This is a genomic window from Caballeronia grimmiae (assembly GCF_000698555.1).
Lineage (GTDB): Bacteria > Pseudomonadota > Gammaproteobacteria > Burkholderiales > Burkholderiaceae > Caballeronia > Caballeronia grimmiae.
The window spans coordinates 28,443-44,530 of record NZ_JFHE01000025.1 but is presented as its reverse complement, the minus strand read 5'-3'; the positions used below and the strand labels follow the sequence as shown (position 1 = coordinate 44,530).

General features: G+C 64.0%; 18 protein-coding genes. 9 read left to right on the top strand and 9 right to left on the bottom strand.

Annotation, left to right across the window (positions count from 1 at the left end):
• Positions 1–12 precede the first annotated feature (12 nt).
• The 3 genes from BG57_RS33375 to xseA form a co-directional block, all read right to left on the bottom strand.
• Complete coding sequence (locus BG57_RS33375; protein WP_035967911.1) at positions 13–165, bottom strand: hypothetical protein; 153 nt, start codon at positions 163–165, stop codon at positions 13–15.
• Positions 166–318: 153 nt separating this feature from the next.
• Positions 319–900 (bottom strand): superoxide dismutase [Fe], encoded by a 582-nt coding sequence (sodB, locus tag BG57_RS21590; protein WP_035967910.1) that lies wholly within the window; start codon positions 898–900, stop codon positions 319–321.
• Between the two features lie 206 nt (positions 901–1,106).
• On the bottom strand, positions 1,107–2,483 hold the full coding sequence (xseA, locus tag BG57_RS21585) for an exodeoxyribonuclease VII large subunit (protein ID WP_035967909.1): 1,377 nt from the start codon (positions 2,481–2,483) through the stop codon (positions 1,107–1,109).
• Between the two features lie 457 nt (positions 2,484–2,940).
• Here xseA and lpxK point away from each other — a divergent pair, with 457 nt between their 5' ends.
• The 5 genes from lpxK to BG57_RS21560 all read left to right on the top strand — a co-directional run bounded on the left by lpxK (position 2,941) and on the right by BG57_RS21560 (position 6,774).
• Positions 2,941–3,957, top strand: a complete 1,017-nt coding sequence (gene lpxK, locus BG57_RS21580) for a tetraacyldisaccharide 4'-kinase (RefSeq protein WP_035967941.1) — start codon at positions 2,941–2,943, stop codon at positions 3,955–3,957.
• Positions 3,938–4,144 (top strand): Trm112 family protein, encoded by a 207-nt coding sequence (locus BG57_RS21575; RefSeq protein WP_035967908.1) that lies wholly within the window; start codon positions 3,938–3,940, stop codon positions 4,142–4,144. The genes lpxK and BG57_RS21575 overlap by 20 nt, the downstream gene beginning before the upstream one ends.
• A gap of 19 nt (positions 4,145–4,163) precedes the next feature.
• Positions 4,164–4,955, top strand: coding sequence for a 3-deoxy-manno-octulosonate cytidylyltransferase (kdsB, locus tag BG57_RS21570; protein ID WP_035967907.1), 792 nt, complete (start codon positions 4,164–4,166; stop codon positions 4,953–4,955).
• Positions 4,956–5,240: 285 nt separating this feature from the next.
• Positions 5,241–5,903: an adenylate kinase gene (adk, locus tag BG57_RS21565; RefSeq protein ID WP_035967905.1), complete on the top strand. Its 663-nt coding sequence runs from the start codon at positions 5,241–5,243 to the stop codon at positions 5,901–5,903.
• Between the two features lie 112 nt (positions 5,904–6,015).
• Positions 6,016–6,774 (top strand): 3-hydroxyacyl-CoA dehydrogenase, encoded by a 759-nt coding sequence (locus BG57_RS21560; protein WP_035967904.1) that lies wholly within the window; start codon positions 6,016–6,018, stop codon positions 6,772–6,774.
• A gap of 22 nt (positions 6,775–6,796) precedes the next feature.
• Here the strand turns inward: BG57_RS21560 and BG57_RS21555 are convergent, their stop codons facing one another.
• Together BG57_RS21555 and murJ are read right to left on the bottom strand one after the other, a co-directional pair.
• On the bottom strand, positions 6,797–7,642 hold the full coding sequence (locus BG57_RS21555) for a SirB1 family protein (RefSeq protein WP_035967903.1): 846 nt from the start codon (positions 7,640–7,642) through the stop codon (positions 6,797–6,799).
• Positions 7,642–9,192, bottom strand: coding sequence for a murein biosynthesis integral membrane protein MurJ (gene murJ / locus BG57_RS21550; protein ID WP_035967902.1), 1,551 nt, complete (start codon positions 9,190–9,192; stop codon positions 7,642–7,644). The genes BG57_RS21555 and murJ overlap by 1 nt, the downstream gene beginning before the upstream one ends.
• 439 nt (positions 9,193–9,631) lie before the next feature.
• On the opposite strand from murJ, the gene rpsT reads away from it, so the two are divergent.
• Positions 9,632–9,910 (top strand): 30S ribosomal protein S20, encoded by a 279-nt coding sequence (rpsT, locus tag BG57_RS21545; protein WP_035967901.1) that lies wholly within the window; start codon positions 9,632–9,634, stop codon positions 9,908–9,910.
• 140 nt (positions 9,911–10,050) lie between these two features.
• Here rpsT and BG57_RS21540 read toward each other — a convergent pair whose 3' ends face one another.
• Positions 10,051–10,392, bottom strand: a complete 342-nt coding sequence (locus BG57_RS21540; RefSeq protein ID WP_035967900.1) for a DUF3579 domain-containing protein — start codon at positions 10,390–10,392, stop codon at positions 10,051–10,053.
• A gap of 517 nt (positions 10,393–10,909) precedes the next feature.
• Between BG57_RS21540 and argF the strand changes: the two genes are divergently transcribed.
• Entirely contained in the window at positions 10,910–11,839 is a 930-nt protein-coding gene (gene argF, locus BG57_RS21535; RefSeq protein WP_035967898.1) for an ornithine carbamoyltransferase, read from the top strand.
• A gap of 15 nt (positions 11,840–11,854) precedes the next feature.
• On the opposite strand, the gene murB is transcribed toward argF, so the two are convergent.
• Positions 11,855–12,874 carry a UDP-N-acetylmuramate dehydrogenase gene (gene murB, locus BG57_RS21530; protein ID WP_035967896.1) on the bottom strand — a complete coding sequence of 340 codons (1,020 nt, stop codon included), beginning with the start codon at positions 12,872–12,874 and terminating at the stop codon, positions 11,855–11,857.
• A 139-nt stretch (positions 12,875–13,013) separates the two neighbouring features.
• On the opposite strand from murB, the gene BG57_RS21525 reads away from it, so the two are divergent.
• The gene (locus BG57_RS21525; RefSeq protein WP_035967895.1) at positions 13,014–13,499 is read left to right on the top strand and encodes a YajQ family cyclic di-GMP-binding protein; all 486 of its coding nucleotides are present in this window, start codon (positions 13,014–13,016) and stop codon (positions 13,497–13,499) included.
• Between the two features lie 57 nt (positions 13,500–13,556).
• Here the strand turns inward: BG57_RS21525 and plsY are convergent, their stop codons facing one another.
• Together plsY and ybaK are read right to left on the bottom strand one after the other, a co-directional pair.
• Complete coding sequence (gene plsY / locus BG57_RS21520) at positions 13,557–14,189, bottom strand: glycerol-3-phosphate 1-O-acyltransferase PlsY (RefSeq protein ID WP_035967894.1); 633 nt, start codon at positions 14,187–14,189, stop codon at positions 13,557–13,559.
• A 36-nt stretch (positions 14,190–14,225) separates the two neighbouring features.
• Complete coding sequence (gene ybaK / locus BG57_RS21515; protein WP_035967940.1) at positions 14,226–14,717, bottom strand: Cys-tRNA(Pro) deacylase; 492 nt, start codon at positions 14,715–14,717, stop codon at positions 14,226–14,228.
• A gap of 104 nt (positions 14,718–14,821) precedes the next feature.
• Here ybaK and BG57_RS21510 point away from each other — a divergent pair, with 104 nt between their 5' ends.
• On the top strand, positions 14,822–15,973 hold the full coding sequence (locus BG57_RS21510) for an acyl-CoA dehydrogenase family protein (RefSeq protein ID WP_035967893.1): 1,152 nt from the start codon (positions 14,822–14,824) through the stop codon (positions 15,971–15,973).
• The last annotated feature ends 115 nt before the right edge of the window (positions 15,974–16,088 follow it).

The following is a 16,088-nucleotide window of genomic DNA, read 5'->3' as shown; positions in this document are numbered from 1 at the left end:
AGAAGCTCTAATTCAGGCGCTCTCGTTCGAATCGGGCCGCAGCAGATCGAAGCCCGCCAGCACGAGCACGCCCGACAGCACGATGAAGGCGGCCGAATGCCGCCCGAAGTAAAGCAGCGCGGCGGCCGACCAGGCCGTGAGGCATAAGGCTGCGAAGCGTTTCATGATGCGATCGTGTTGCGATGAAACCGGTATTTTAATCGTCTCGCAAAAGCGCGCCACGCGCCGAACGGGCGCAAAAAAGCCCTCGCGCAGAGGGCTTCTTCGCTTCAACCGGCATCATCGCGAAGCCGATTTTGAACCAACGCTACAGCGAACTCAGGCGCCGAAATTCTTCGCGGCGAAGTCCCAGTTCACGATGTTCCAGAAAGCCTCGATGAACTTCGGACGCGCATTGCGATAGTCGATGTAGTACGCATGTTCCCACACGTCCAGCGTCATCAGCGGCTTGCTGTCGGTGGTCAGCGGCGTGGCGGCGTTGCTCGTCGAGACGATGTCGAGCGTACCGTCGGTCTTCTTCACGAGCCAGGTCCAGCCCGAGCCGAACGTGCCCACGGCGACCTTCGCGAACTCTTCCTTGAACTTGTCGAACGAGCCGTATTTTGCGTTGATGGCGTCAGCCAGCGCACCGCTCGGCGCGCCGCCGCCGTTCGGCGACAGGCTGTTCCAGAAGAACGTGTGGTTCCACGTTTGAGCCGAGTTGTTGAACACACCGCCCGACGACTTCTTCACGATCTCTTCGAGCGACAGGTTCTCGAATTCCGTGCCCTTGATCAGCTCGTTGAGCTTGGTCACATAGGTCTGGTGGTGCTTGCCATAGTGATACTCGAGCGTTTCTTCCGACATGTGCGGAGCGAGCGCGTTCTTGTCGAACGGCAGCGGCGGGAGCGTATGTTCCATGATTGCGAGCTTCCTTTCTATGTGAATTGTGGGACTGTGAGGAGTGAAGCAGTGGAGCAATGGATTGTAGGCGAGTTGGGATAACCCCGCAAACCGCCAGCCTTTATGAGGAAGATCGCTTTCATACCGCTAAAAGCGGCGTAAAAAGTGCTCGCGGCGACGTGCCGGCGCATCGCTCGACACGTCAAAAATGCGCCGCGTCCGCTTCAGAATTCGTCCGGCAGGCGCGGCTGGACATCGGCCAGCAACACATCCGCCGATCCTTCCGCGAGATGCACCGTAAGTGGCCGCTTCGGCTTCAGCGCATTCGGCGCACGCAGCGCACGGCCCGTTTGCGCGTCGATCAATGCCGCATAGCCGCGTTCGAGCGTGCGCTGCGGACTGAGCACCTGCAAGCGCGCCGACAGCTCCGACAAACACGCCTTCTCGCGCTCACGGCGACGCTCGCTCGCGTTCCTGAGACGCCCCGCCAGCCGCAGCACGTGCTCGCTTTGCGCGGCGACATCAGGACGTCTGCGCGCCCATCGATACTGCAGGAGCGCGAACCGCGCACGCGCATCGCGCACCGGCCGCCCGCCCGCCGCCGCCAGCCTGCTCGCCAGTTGCCGCAGATGCACGCGCTGCCGTGCAAGCCGCTCCGCCGGACTCACGAGCCGGCGCGCGAGCCAGTCGAGTTGCTGCGCGCGGCGCTCCATCGACCGGCCAAAGCCGCGTGCCAGCGCCGCGTGCCGATGATCCAGCTCGCGCAACAACAGCACGCGCTGCGGACTGACGAGTTCGGCCGCGCCGGTCGGCGTGGGCGCGCGGACATCGGCGGCGAAATCGGCGATCGTGAAGTCCGTCTCGTGGCCGACGCCGCTCACCACCGGGAGCTCGCTCGCGGCGATCGCCCGGGCGAGCACTTCCTCGTTGAACGCCCACAGGTCTTCGATGGACCCGCCGCCACGGCACACGATCAGCACGTCGAGCGCATCCGCTTCGCGCCGCGCGTTCGCGGCTTCGACCATCGCGGCGAGCTTCGCGCCGGCGCCCGCGCCCTGCACCGGCGCCGGATAGACGATCACCGGCACATGCGGCGCGCGGCGTGCGAGCGTGGTGAGCACATCGCGCAAAGCCGCCGCCTGCAGCGACGTAACGATGCCGATGCCGCGCGGATGCGTCGGCAAACTGCGCTTGCGCTCGGCGGCGAAGAGTCCTTCGCTCTCCAACTGGGCCTTGAGCCGCAGGAACGCTTCGTACAGACGGCCCTGGCCCGTGCGGCGCACCGCTTCGACGCCCAGTTGCAACTCGCCGCGCGGCTCGTACATCGTCACGAGGGCGCGGACTTCGATCTTGTCGCCTTCGCGCGGCGTGAATTCGGCGTACTGCGCGCGGCTGCGGAACATCACACAGCGCATCTGCGCATTGGCGTCCTTAATCGAGAAATACCAGTGGCCGCTCGCCGCGCGCGTGAAATTCGATACTTCGCCCGATACCCACACGAGCGGAAACGACCGTTCGAGCATCGTGCCGATCGCGCGATTGAGGACGGAAACGGGAATGACGGCGTCGCCGCCTGGCGTCGGCAAGGAGTCGGGAGTCATGGCTGAGAGTCGATGAAAGCGGGCCGAGGCAGTGTCTTCGTGCGGCCGGATGCGTGCCAGTGTAACAAGTGTCCACACAGAAAGACTTACCGAAGCGCAATCGACGCCGCCCTTGGAAGCTGATGAGTTCGTTGCAACCCATTGATTTTGATGCGTTAAATATCGCTGACCATGCTGTGCGCCGAAGCAACTCTTGCTTGAAGCCGTTTAGCGCCTTTTCCGGCGCAAGTTCTTCACAGAGTTATCCACAGACTGCTTGCGTCGCGCGGCGACTGGCGCGCAGACCGCTCGCGCGCTAGAGTGCCGGGTTCGTGCACCGGCGCGCCGCCCCCTGGCTGGACCTTTGGGCGGGCAGCGCCGGTCGAACCGTTCAACGAGAGACCGACATCGAAGGAGTTGCCGTTGCGCGCCCTGCCGTATCCGAAGTCTTTGCCGCATGCTCATGCAAGGGCGGTTCATGTCTGACTTCAAGCCGCCGATCGAAAATTTTCTCGCCCGCGAGTGGCGCCGGCGCGGTCCCGTCGCGTGGGCGCTGACGCCCTTTGCCTGCATCTTCGGCGCAATCGCCGCGACGCGCCGCGCGTTCTACGAACTCGGCTGGATGAAGCGCGTCGATGTGGGCGTGCCGGTGGTCGTCGTCGGCAACGTGACCGTCGGCGGGACCGGCAAGACGCCGACCGTGATCGCGCTCGTCGAGGCGCTGCGGGCGGCGGGCTTCCAGCCCGGCGTCGTCTCGCGCGGATACGGCGCGAAGATCAAGGAGGCGACGAGCGTCACGCCGTCGAGCGCGGCCGCGCAGGTCGGCGACGAACCGCTTCTGATCGCACGGCGCACGCACGCGCCGGTGTTCGTCTGCCCGGACCGCGTCGCGGCGGCGCGTGCGCTGTTGCAGGCGCATCCGAACGTCGATGTCCTCGTCAGCGACGACGGCCTGCAGCACTATCGCCTCGCCCGCGCGTTCGAGCTCGTCGTGTTCGACGACCGGCTCGGCGGCAACGGCTTCCTGCTGCCCGCCGGGCCGTTGCGCGAGCCGATGTCGCGCCATCGCGACGCCACGCTCATCAACAGCCCCTATGACCGCACGCTGCCGCCGTGGCCGAATACCTTCGCGCTCGAACTCGAATCGGGCGACGCCTGGCTGCTCGACGATCCCGCCATGCGCCGGCCGCTCGCCGCGTTCGCGGGCGAGAAGGTGGTCGCGGCGGCCGGCATCGGCTCGCCCGAGCGATTCTTCGCGACGCTGCGCGCGGCGGGCATCACGCCGGCGACGCGCGCCTTTCCGGATCACTACTCGTATCGCGAGAATCCGTTCGCCGCCGTGGAGGCCGACGCCATCCTGATCACCGAGAAGGATGCAGTAAAATTCGGGGCCTGGCGCGATGCGCGCATCTGGGTCGTTCCCGTGCAGGCCGTGCTCAGGCCTCGCCTCATCGCTCTCGTTGTGGAGAAACTCCGTGGACGCACGTCTGCTTGAAATCCTCGTCTGCCCGATCTGCAAGGGTCCGCTCAATTACGACCGCGCGGCGCAGGAACTCGTCTGCAACGCGGACAAGCTCGCCTATCCGATCCGCGACGGCATTCCCGTGATGCTCGTCGACGAAGCGCGTCAGACGGTCGAAGGCACGCCAGTCGAGCCGCTGAAGCCGGTCGGCGACGCGTAAGCGGAACCGGGTCATCGCCATGTCCGTGCCGTTCATCGCTGTCATTCCCGCGCGCCTCGCATCGACGCGGCTGCCGAACAAGCCGCTCGCCGATCTCGGCGGCAAGCCGATGGTCGTGCGCGTCGCCGAGCGGGCGCGCGCAGCGGGCGCGAGCCAGGTGCTCGTCGCGACCGATTCCGACCGCGTCGTCGAAGCGGCGCGCGATCACGGTATCGAAGTGATGCTGACGCGCTCCGATCATCCGACCGGCACCGACCGCCTCGCCGAAGTCGCGACGCGCCTGAACTGGGACGACGACGCGATCGTCGTCAACGTGCAGGGCGATGAACCGCTCATCGACCCGCAACTCGTGCGCGATGTCGCCGCGCATCTGGCGGCGCACCGCGAATGCGCGATCGCCACGGCGGCGCATCGTATCCACGATCCCGCCGACGTGTTCAATCCGAACGTCGTCAAGGTCGTGCTCGATGCGAACAGCGTCGCGCTCTACTTCTCGCGCGCACCGATTCCATGGTCCCGCGACGCGTGGCAATTGCAGTGGCCCGACGTCGCCGCACTCTCCGCGCTACCGGCCGTTTCCGAAAACGTGCTGCGGCATATTGGCCTATACGCGTATCGCGCGAAGTTTCTGCGCGGCTTCCCCAATCTCGCGCAAGCGCCCATCGAAGCAGCCGAAGCGCTCGAACAATTGCGCGCGCTGTGGCACGGCGAACGCATCGCGGTCCGCGTCACGCATGACGCACCGCCGCCCGGCGTCGATACACCCGCCGATCTCGCGCGCGTTCAGGCGCTCTTTGCCGGGGCGAACTGAAAGCATCGCGCAACCGGTGTAAACCCCGCCAAACGCCCGCGCGACGGGCGTCATAGCTGTTTCCATACTCGCTATTAGGGCCGCGATCGTAATGAGCCGTGGCATAATCAAGCGATTGCGCGAGCCTCCCGGTCAGCGCCACGCTCAACGTTGCGCCGCTGTCCGCGGGTGCCGCGCCGCCTGTCGAATCGGCCGCGCCGCCCTGTCGTCGACGCCGCACGAGCGTCGCTACCGGATGTCATCCCCTCGCGCCGAGCGGTTTCTAGACGATTCGGAGATATCACCATGCGTTTGATCCTGTTGGGCGCGCCCGGCGCGGGCAAGGGCACCCAGGCAAACTTCATCAAGGAAAAGTTCGGCATCCCGCAGATCTCGACCGGCGACATGCTGCGTGCGGCCGTCAAGGCCGGCTCGCCGCTGGGCATCGAGGCCAAGCGCTTCATGGACGCGGGCGAACTGGTGCCGGACGAACTCATCATCAATCTCGTGAAAGAGCGTCTGCTCGAAAGCGACTGCACCAACGGCTATCTGTTCGACGGCTTTCCGCGCACCATTCCGCAGGCGGAAGCGATGAAAAGGGCGGGCGTCGTCATCGACTACGTGCTTGAAATCGACGTCCCGTTCGACGAGATCATCACTCGCATGAGCGGGCGCCGCGTGCATTCGGCATCGGGCCGCACGTATCACGTCAAGTTCAATCCGCCGAAGAACGACATGGTGGACGACATCACCGGCGAGCCGCTGATTCAGCGCGAGGATGACAAGGAAGAGACGGTGAAGAAGCGTCTCGACGTGTACGAAGCGCAGACGAAGCCGCTGATCGCCTATTACAACGACTGGGCGAAAAGCGGTCCGTCGAACGGGCTGAAGGCGCCGGAATATCGCCGCATTTCGGGCCTCGGTTCCGTCGATGAAATCCGCGCGCGCGTGTTCGAAGCGCTGAAGTAAAGCGTCGCACGCAGGGCAAGAAACCCGCTCCAAACGAGCGGGTTTTTTTACGCCCGGATTCGCTACACTCGATGCGAAGCCTCACAAATTCGATCAAAGACGGAGAAAAAAGATGGAGATGAAGGACAACGTCGTTCTGATCACCGGCGGCGCGTCGGGTCTTGGCGCGGCCACCGCGCGGCTCGTTGTCGCGAACGGCGGCAAGGTCGTGCTCGCCGACATGAACGAGGACGCGGGCGTCGCCCTCGCCCGCGAACTGTCCGGCGAATTCGTGAAGTGCGACGTGAGCCAGGAGAACGACGCGCAGAAAGCCGTCGATGCCGCGACGAAGCTCGGCACGCTGCGCGGACTCGTGAACTGCGCGGGCATCGCGCCGGCATCGAAGACGGTCGGACGCGACGGGCCGCATCCGCTGGATCTTTTCAGCAAGGTCGTTGCGGTGAATCTCATCGGCACCTTCAACATGATCCGGCTAGCGGCCAGCGTCATGTCGAAGAACGAGCCGAACGGCGCGGGCGAGCGCGGCGTGATCGTGAACACGGCGTCGGTGGCGGCGTACGACGGACAGATCGGTCAGGCGGCCTATGCGGCATCGAAGAGCGGTGTCGTCGGCATGACGCTGCCGGTCGCGCGTGACCTGTCGCGGGATGGCATCCGCGTGATGACCATTGCGCCGGGCATCTTCGAGACGCCGATGCTGCTCGGCATGCCGCAGGACCGGCAGGATGCGCTCGGCGCGATGGTCCCGTTCCCGCCGCGCCTCGGCAAGCCGGACGAATACGCGATGCTCGTGAAGCAGATTTTCGATAACCCGATGCTCAACGGCGAAGTCATCCGCCTGGACGGGGCAATCCGGATGCAGCCGAAGTAACGCGATGTGATGTGACGCGGCTTCAGTCGTCGTCGTGCTGCGCGCGCTGGCGAAGCTCGTGCAACTCCGATTCGACGACGGTTGCGTCCTGCGCATCCGGGCGTTCTTCGAGATAGCGCTCGAGGTCTTCCAGCGCCGGCCGCAGGTAGTCGAGGCGCGCGTAAGCGAAACCACGGTCGCGCACTTCCTCGATGCTTCCCGGCAGCACGATCACGAGCCGCTGCTGCACGGCGAGAAGCCGTTGCCAACGCTCCGTCTGCAAGTAGATGCTTTTGAGATTGCGAAGCATCCGCGCGACGATCTCGCGGCGAGTCGCAGGCTGCAGCAGCACGCGCAACGCGCTGCCGATGGATTCGCCCGCGCGCTGCACGTACGGCTCTAGCATCTCGACCATCTGCGATTCGGAAAGCGTCTGCCCGGTCGTCGGATCGAGCATCAGGTCGCCTTCCGGCGTGGTGACGCGCAACAGAAAATGGCCCGGAAACGACACGCCGCGCACCGGCAGGCCGAGTTGCTCGGCCATTTCGAGATAGATCACCGCGAGTGAAATGGGAATGCCCCGGCGACGGCGCAGCACCGCGTTCAGGTGGCTGTTGTCCGGATCGTAGTAATCGTTGAGATTGCTGGAGAAGCCCAGCTCGCGGAAGAAATAACGGTTGAAGGCATCGACTCTTTGACGAACATCGGCGTCCTCGGGCATGCGGCGGCGGGCGCGCAGAACAAGCTCGTCCATCTCCGCGAGCACCGCCTGCATGTCGAGGTCCGGATACGCATCCTGCGCCAGCGACAAAGCGGCCTCCGTGAGCGGCAGGGTTTCATCGTCTGCCATCAGCGAGCAGAAATAGTCGAGGATGCGCGTCGTCGTCATCAAAGCGTGCGTCTCTTGAAGTAGGCGTACTTGAAGCCCATCGCCGTCAGAATACCGAAATATAGCGCCGCGAACAGAACCAGGCTTGCTCCGAGCAGCACGATTCGTGCAAAGGGCGTCGCGCGCATGCCGATCCAGTCGAAGTTGAGCGACACCCAATGCATCGCCCCCGCGAGCAGCAGGCACGCGCCGGTCAACTGCACGAAAAAGCGTAGCCAGCCCGGCGACGGCTGGTAGATGTCGCGGCGGCGCAGGCCGACGAACAAGAGAAACGCATTGGCGAGCGCGCCGAGACCGATCGACAGCGTGAGCCCCGCGTGCGAGAAGATCGGCACGAAGACGTAATTGCTCACCTGCGTCATGATCAGCACGCCGATCGCGATTTTCACCGGCGTCTTGATGTCCTGCTTCGCATAGAACCCGGGCGCGAGGATTTTGATCAGGATCAGGCCGATCAGCCCGATGCCGTACGCCGACAGCGCGCGCCCGACCATCACGACCGAATGACCGTCGAACTTGCCGTAATGGAACAGCGTCGCCGTGAGCGGCTGCGCGAAGAAAAACAGTGCGACTGCGCTCGGCGCGGCGAGCAGGAACGTGATGCGCAAGCCCCAGTCGAGCAGTGCGGAATATTCGACGGGGTCGGCATCGACGTGCGCTTTCGAGAGACTCGGCAAAAGGATGGTGCCGAGCGCCGCGCCGAGCAGCGCAGTCGGGAATTCCATCAGCCGGTCGGCATAGTTGATCCACGACACCGCGCCCTGCCCGATATTCGACGCGATATTCGTGTTGATGATGAGACTCAGCTGACCGACCGATACCGCGAACGTCGCGGGCACCATCTTCGCGAGCACGCGCTTCACGCCCGGATGCGCCAGCGCGCGGCGGAAATTGAGGCCGACGTGCGGCGTCATGTCGATCTTCCTGAGCCCCGGCACTTGCACGAGCAATTGCAGCACGCCGCCCGCGATCACCGCATAGGCGAGCGCGTAGACCGGAATCTTCAGATGCGGCGCGACGAACACGGCCGCGACGATGAACGCCACGTTGAGCAGCACCGGCGCGAACGCCGGCAGTGAAAACTGCTTGTAGGTGTTGAGCACGCCGGAGGCAAGCGTCGTCATCGAGATGAAGACGATGTACGGGAACATGATGCGCGTCATCTCGACGGCGAGCGGATACGCGCCGCCATCGTGTTTCAGCCCCGACGCGACCGCGAACACGACCCAGCTCGCCCCCGCCATGCCGGCGAGCGACAGCACGACGAGGCCCCACGTCAGTACGGTCGACATCGCGTCGACGAGCGCCTTGGTTGGGTCGTGGCCCTTGCTGTTCTTGAACTCGGCCAGGATGGGCACGAACGCCTGCGCGAATGCGCCTTCCGCAGACAGACGCCGCAGCAGGTTCGGAATACGGAAAGCGACGTAGAACGCGTCGGTGTAGAGACTGGCGCCGAAAGCACGGGCGATCAGCGTTTCGCGGATCAGGCCGGTCACGCGCGACAGCAGCGTGAAGCCGCTGACCGTCAGGAGGGCTCGGAATAGATTCATGGGGCGCTTATTATACGGGCCATGCATGACCCTCCCCCGCAACGCTGGCGTGCAAGTCCGCGAGTTTGACGGATTGCACCAAATCCGTCGCCGGGCGTAGACGCTAGCTGGAAGACAGCCCGCGCTTGTCATATCTCGTATCCGCTTGCTATAATCGCGGGTTTCGAAGCTCCGTTTCGGCATTTTTGTGCCGAACGCGTATACCGTATCGGTCTCAAGCCGGTCTCAAGCCGGTCTCAGGCCGGTCTAAAGCGCGGTCTCGAACGCGATTTCGCACGAGCCGTACAGGTATCATGGCAGTAACGCTTTAACGTTTCGGGGCAATCGTTCCCCGGATTTCAGATCAAGGCAGCGCGCATCGTTCACCGCTTCCGGCCACCGCCGGCTTCGTGTGAAGCCGCTCCGACAAGTAACAGCAGAAACAGGACAAGGAACCGTCATGGCAAATACCGCACAAGCTCGCAAGCGCGCCCGTCAGGCCGCCAAAGCCAACTCGCACAACTCGGCGCTGCGCTCGAAGTTCCGCACGGCCATCAAGGCAGTTCGCAAGGCAATCGATGCCGGCGACCAGGCCAAGGCCGCCGAAGTGTTCAAGTCGTCGGTCAAGACGATGGACACCATCGCGGACAAGAAGATCGTCCACAAGAACAAGGCCGCTCGTCACAAGAGCCGCCTGGCTGCAGCCATCAAGGGTCTGCAGGCTTCCGCAGCCCAGTAATTCCGGCTCGCGTCCGGTGCATGCCTCCATCGCGAGGCGTTCGCCGGAACAGCTTCCTGTTTCCGCTGCGCAGTAACGAAAAAGCCCGCTTTCGCGGGCTTTTTTGCGTCTGTCGGCTTGCGTTTGTTCGTTCTCGCCGATCAGCCTTTCGGCGGCGTCGCTGTCTGCGTGCCGTGATGCGGCGGCAGTTCGCACGCTTCCGTCACCTGCAGATCGTTGTCCTTCGCGAAGTTCAACACGAAGTCGAAGGCCATCGGCTCGATCTCGCGCAGACGCGCATCGAGAATGACGACCTTGATGTCGCCGATCATCGTCGGACGCACGTAGATGGAATACTGCAGCCGCGCATTCGGCCCCTTCGCTTTCGGACCGTACGCCGACATGACTCCGCAGAGGCGCTCCGACCAGTCGCTCGGGCGAAACTTTCTCCCGTTCTTGGTAATGCCTTGAATGAAATACTGGGTCGGGGATGATTCAGCCATGTAGCGATACCTTTTGTCGGCCGGTGGCAGGCACCGGCGAATGCACACGCTCGACGCGGGATGCGCGCCGCCGGCACGCAACGGCGCCGGGCGATGCTTGCGAACCTGCCCGATGAGGACCGTTCACGCCCGCGACACGATGGCGGACTCGGCAGCACGGCGGATTCGCATACGCCAAGGCAATGCAGCGGTCTCTTGCGAGCTTCGCCGGCTGAGCGCGTGAAACGGTGCTGGGCGTTACTGAGTGTTGCAGAGTTGCTGAGACAAGCGCCGGCGATTATACCGCAGCGCCCTCTTTTCCGCAGCGCACACGGACGCCGGACAGGCTGCCCAAGGGCCGGAGAGCGCCGTACGCCGGGCTTCTCGATGGCGCACTCGCCTTTCGGCCAGCCTCGTAAAAGTTCGCAAAATCCTTTATGCTCGAACGCGATACCCACTCCGACGGCGGCGGCGCCCGGTCTGGCGACGCTCGCAGTTCGAGTCGCGCGGCCGGTTCGAAGCCGCCGCTTGCGTTTTCATGACCGCCAAGAAAATTCGCCACTATCTTCAGTTCAAGGATTTTTCGCTCGACGACTACGAGTACGTGCTCGAACGCGCCCGCATCCTGAAGCGCAAGTTCAAGAACTACGAGACGTACCATCCGCTGCACGATCGCACGCTCGCGATGATCTTCGAGAAGAGCTCGACGCGCACGCGCCTGTCGTTCGAAGCCGGCATCTTCCAGCTAGGCGGCCACGCGGTCTTCATGAACACGCGCGACACGCAGCTTGGCCGCGGCGAGCCGATCGAAGATTCGGCGCAGGTCATTTCGCGCATGGTGGACATCATCATGATCCGCACGTTCGGGCAGGACATCATCCGGCGCTTCGCCGAAAGCTCGCGCGTGCCGGTCATCAACGGGCTGACCAACGAATACCACCCGTGTCAGGTGCTCGCCGATATCTTCACGTTCTACGAGCATCGCGGGCCGATTCATGGCAAGACCGTCGCGTGGATCGGCGACGCCAACAACATGCTGTACACGTGGATCGAAGCCGCGCAAATCCTCGGCTTCAAGCTGCGGCTGTCGACGCCGCACGGCTACAAGCTGGATCACGCGCTGGTATCGGCGGATAGCGCGCCGTTCTATCAGGAGTTCGCCGATCCGAACGAAGCCTGCCAGGGCGCGGACCTCGTGACGACGGACGTCTGGACCAGCATGGGATTCGAAGCGGAAAACGAGGCGCGCATGAAGGCGTTCGCGGACTATTGCGTCGACGCCGAGATGATGGCGCGCGCCCATCCCGACGCGCTTTTCATGCACTGCCTGCCCGCGCATCGCGGTGAGGAAGTGAGCGCGGAAGTCATCGACGGGCCGCAGAGCGTGGTCTGGGACGAGGCGGAAAATCGCCTGCACGTGCAGAAGGCGCTGATGGAGTACCTGCTGCTCGGCAAGTTGAACCACTGAGCCGCGTCCGCGGATTCAGAGGCAGACCGGCTCCATCTCCAGTTCGACGCCGAAGCGCGCGAGCACATCGCGTTTGATTGCTTCGGCGAGTTCGATCACTTCCGCCCCGGTCGCATTCCCGCGATTCACGAGCACGAGCGCCTGCCGCTCGTGCACCGCCGCCCCGCCGATGCCGCGCCCTTTCCAGCCGCAACGGTCGATCAGCCATCCGGCGGCGAGCTTCACCTGACCATCGGCCTGACGGTACGACACGACGCCCGGCTCACGCGCTTGCAGCGATTCGAACGCATCCGCGCTGACGACCGGGTTCTTGAAGAAGCTCCCGGCGTTGCCCAGCACGGTCCAGTCCGGCAGCTTGGCGCGACGCACGGCGATGACGGCATCGAAGATGGCCTGCGCGTCGCGAGCCGATGCGCCTTCCAGCGCGCGAGCGACATCGGCGTAATCGGCGCGTGGCGTCCACGCCTTCAGCAGCCGGAAGACGACCGACGTGATGATGTACCGCCCGCGCCCTTCCCGCTTGAAGAAGCTGTCGCGATAGCCGAACGCGCACGCGTCGCGATCGAATTCGGCGTGCGCGCCCGTCGCGAGTTCCACCGCATGCAGCCGCTCGAAGCGCTCGCCCATTTCGAGGCCATACGCGCCGATGTTCTGAATCGGCGCCGCGCCGACCGTGCCCGGGATCAGCGCGAGGTTTTCGAGGCCCGGCATGCCGTGTGCGAGCGTCCACGCGACGAAGTCGTGCCAGTTCTCGCCCGCGCCGGCTTCGACGAGCCACGCGTCGTCATCCTCGCCGACCACGCGTTTTCCCATGATGCCGACGATGAGCGCGACGCCGTCGAAATCGTGCGTCAGCACGACGTTGCTGCCGCCGCCCAGCACGAGCTTCGGCATGTCGATGATGCGCGCGTCGTTCGCGAGCGCGGCGGCGGCATCGACGCTGTCGATTCGCATTGCATGGCGCGCGCGCACGTCGAAGCCGAATGTGTTGTGCGGACGCAGGGAGTAATCCGCGAGTAGTTGAGCGTGGGGCATGGGAAACCGCGTGGAGAAGCCGGGAAACGCGCGCAGTCTTGGGGAAATCCAGGGCGCGTCGGTAGAATGACGTCAGGTCCGTGATTATAGCGATTGCGCGAGCCGCTCCCGGGCGCTCGCCTCAAGAAGGGGAAAACAGATGCCATCGTTTGACGTCGTCAGCGAAGCAAACATGATCGAAGTGAAGAACGCCATCGAGCAATCCAACAAGGAAATCTCGACGCGCTTCGACTTCAAGGGTTCCGATTCACGCGTCGAGCAGAAGGAGCGCGAACTGACGCTCTACGCCGACGACGACTTCAAGCTCGGTCAGGTCAAGGACGTGCTGCTCTCGAAGCTGGCGAAGCGCGGCGTCGACGTGCGGTTCCTCGACTACGGCAAGCAGGAGAAGATCGGCGGCGACAAGCTCAAGCAGGTCGTGACGATCAAGAAAGGCGTCTCCGGCGATCTCGCGAAGAAGATCGTCAAGATGGTCAAGGACAGCAAGATCAAGGTGCAGGCAAGCATTCAGGGCGACGCCGTGCGCGTGACCGGCACGAAGCGCGACGATCTGCAGAGCACCATTGCGCTTTTGAAGAAGGACGTGACGGACACGCCGCTCGACTTCAACAATTTCCGCGACTAAGCACTTTTTCTGCGCATCAAGGAAAAAAGCCGTTCCGTTCTACGCGGAACGGCTTTTTTATTCGGCCGCCGCCGGCTTCTTCTTGTCGCCGATCCGGCTTTCCTTCCCCGCCATCAGCTTCGAAATATTCGCGCGATGCCGCCAGACGAGCAGCGCGCTCATCGCCAGCACGGCGAGCGAGACGCGGCTCGGCCCGAACAGGAACACCTGAAACAGCGGCGCGAACCCGGCTGCGACGAGCGCCGCAAGCGACGAATAGCGGAAAAAGAACGCGATGATCAGCCACGTCAGCAGCGTGGCGAGCCCGAGCACCGGATGAATCGCGAGCAGCACGCCCGCCGCCGTCGCCACGCCCTTGCCGCCCTGGAACCTGAAGAACACCGGGTACAGATGCCCGAGGAACACGGCGATGGCCGACAGCGCGACGACCGTGGCAAGCCCTGTCGCATCGAGGCCGTAATCCGCGCCGAAATGCCCGACGAGCCATACGGGCAGCCAGCCCTTGAACGCATCGCCGATGAGCGTCAGGATTGCCGCGCGCTTGTTGCCGGTGCGCAGCACGTTGGTCGCGCCGGGATTGCCGGAGCCGTAGGAACGTGGATCGGCGAGGCCCATCGCCTTGCTCACGACGACGGCGAATGAAATCGAGCCGATCAGATAGGACGCGACGGCGACGATCAGATAAATCATGTTGTCTCTTGTGTCTTGAAAAGCGCGGTCAGCATTCTAATCGACGCTCGCGCACTGGACGGGTTTCGCGTCGAGCAATCTGGTCAACACCGCCGGATCGAGGCTCACGAGATAACCGCGCCGCCCGCCGTTCAGATAGATGGCGTCGAGTTCGAGAATGCTCGATTCGACGTACACGGGCATCGCTTTCTTCGTGCCGAACGGCGAGGTTCCGCCGACGAGATAGCCCGAATGCCGGTTCGCCACTTCGGGCTTGCACGGCTCGATGCGCTTTGCGCCCGTCTGCCGGGCGAGATTCTTCGTGGACACGGTCCGGTCGCCGTGCATGAGGACGATGAGCGGCTTCGCGTGCTCGTCCTCCATCACGAGCGTCTTCACGACGCAATGCTCGTCCACGCCGAGCTGCCGCGCGGACTCTTCGGTGCCGCCGTGTTCGACGTAATCGTAAGGATGCTCCCCGAACGCCACCTTGTGACGGCGCAGGAATTGCGTCGCGGGCGTTTCGGATACGTGTTTGGATTTCGGCATGGACGCATTGTAGCGGCGCTCACGGCGGCTCACCATCGGCCGTTCGGCCAGCTGGTCGAATGCCCGCGCGTGCCGTACGATCGTTCGCCAGGGAGGAAACCATCATGATCCGCGACACCGAAACGCAAACGCTGCTTGAAGACACCATCCGCCGATTCGTGCGCGAGACGCTCGTGCCGCGCGAAAGCGAAGTCGACGAAACGGATGCCATTCCCGCCGATGTCATCGACGCAATGCGGGAAATCGGCCTGTTCGGGCTCACGATCCCCGAAGCGTACGGCGGGCTCGGCCTCACGATGGAAGAGGAAGTGCGTATTGCGTTCGAGCTTGGGCAGACATCGCCGGCGTTTCGCTCGATGATCGGCACGAACAACGGCATCGGCTCGATCGGCATTCTGCTCGACGGCACGGACGAACAAAAGGCGCACTATCTGCCGAAACTCGCGGCGGGCGAGCTGATCGGCTCGTTCTGCCTGACCGAGCCGGATTCGGGCTCGGATGCCGCGTCGCTCAGAACGACAGCGAAAAAGGACGGCGACGCCTACGTGCTCAACGGCACGAAGCGCTACATCACGAACGCGCCGGAAGCGGGCATCTATACCGTGATGGCCCGCACGAGCGATGCGAAAGGCGCGAGCGGCATCTCGGCGTTCATCGTCGAACGCGACACGCCGGGGCTCTCGCTTGGCAAGCCAGATCGCAAGATGGGCCAGCGCGGCGCGCATACCAGCGACGTCGTCTTCGAGAACTGTCGCGTGCCGGCGCGGCAATTGATCGGCGGCGTGGAAGGCGTCGGCTTCAGAACGGCGATGAAGACGCTCGACAAGGGGCGCATCCACATTGCGGCCATCGCGGTGGGCGCGGCCAAACGCATGTTGCGCAACGCCCTCGCCTACGCGATGGAGCGCCGCCAGTTCGGTCAGCCGATCGCGGAATTTCAGCTCGTGCAGGGCATGCTCGCCGACAGCAAGGCCGAACTGTACGCCGCCGAATGCATGGTGCTCGACGCCGCGCGCCGCCGCGACGAGGGCCGCGACGTGTCGATCGAGGCGTCGTGCGCGAAGTACTTCGCCACCGAAATGTGCGGGCGCGTCGCGGACCGCGCGGTGCAGGTGCATGGCGGCGCGGGATATATCGCGGAGTACGGCATCGAGCGGTTCTATCGCGACGTGCGGCTCTTCCGGCTTTACGAAGGCACGTCGCAGATTCAGCAGGTGATCATCGCGCGGGGGCTGATGCGGGGCGCGGACATCTGAAGCGTTCTACGAACGAACGCGCCTCTCCTGTGCTCGACGCATCATGACGGAATGAAACGGACGTTCTGCGATCCTTAATTAAGTGCTGAGTCGATGGGGCTCGACCGACAGCACG

Bases quoted from the DNA above. Each gene is read 5' to 3' on its own strand.
- BG57_RS33375 (WP_035967911.1), bottom strand. From the start codon at position 165: ATGAAACGCTTCGCAGCCTTATGCCTCACGGCCTGGTCGGCCGCCGCG.
- sodB (WP_035967910.1), bottom strand. From the start codon at position 900: ATGGAACATACGCTCCCGCCGCTGCCGTTCGACAAGAACGCGCTCGCT.
- xseA (WP_035967909.1), bottom strand. From the start codon at position 2,483: ATGACTCCCGACTCCTTGCCGACGCCAGGCGGCGACGCCGTCATTCCC.
- lpxK (WP_035967941.1), top strand. From the start codon at position 2,941: ATGTCTGACTTCAAGCCGCCGATCGAAAATTTTCTCGCCCGCGAGTGG.
- kdsB (WP_035967907.1), top strand. From the start codon at position 4,164: ATGTCCGTGCCGTTCATCGCTGTCATTCCCGCGCGCCTCGCATCGACG.
- adk (WP_035967905.1), top strand. From the start codon at position 5,241: ATGCGTTTGATCCTGTTGGGCGCGCCCGGCGCGGGCAAGGGCACCCAG.
- BG57_RS21560 (WP_035967904.1), top strand. From the start codon at position 6,016: ATGGAGATGAAGGACAACGTCGTTCTGATCACCGGCGGCGCGTCGGGT.
- BG57_RS21555 (WP_035967903.1), bottom strand. From the start codon at position 7,642: ATGACGACGACGCGCATCCTCGACTATTTCTGCTCGCTGATGGCAGAC.
- murJ (WP_035967902.1), bottom strand. From the start codon at position 9,192: ATGAATCTATTCCGAGCCCTCCTGACGGTCAGCGGCTTCACGCTGCTG.
- rpsT (WP_035967901.1), top strand. From the start codon at position 9,632: ATGGCAAATACCGCACAAGCTCGCAAGCGCGCCCGTCAGGCCGCCAAA.
- BG57_RS21540 (WP_035967900.1), bottom strand. From the start codon at position 10,392: ATGGCTGAATCATCCCCGACCCAGTATTTCATTCAAGGCATTACCAAG.
- argF (WP_035967898.1), top strand. From the start codon at position 10,910: ATGACCGCCAAGAAAATTCGCCACTATCTTCAGTTCAAGGATTTTTCG.
- murB (WP_035967896.1), bottom strand. From the start codon at position 12,874: ATGCCCCACGCTCAACTACTCGCGGATTACTCCCTGCGTCCGCACAAC.
- BG57_RS21525 (WP_035967895.1), top strand. From the start codon at position 13,014: ATGCCATCGTTTGACGTCGTCAGCGAAGCAAACATGATCGAAGTGAAG.
- plsY (WP_035967894.1), bottom strand. From the start codon at position 14,189: ATGATTTATCTGATCGTCGCCGTCGCGTCCTATCTGATCGGCTCGATT.
- ybaK (WP_035967940.1), bottom strand. From the start codon at position 14,717: ATGCCGAAATCCAAACACGTATCCGAAACGCCCGCGACGCAATTCCTG.
- BG57_RS21510 (WP_035967893.1), top strand. From the start codon at position 14,822: ATGATCCGCGACACCGAAACGCAAACGCTGCTTGAAGACACCATCCGC.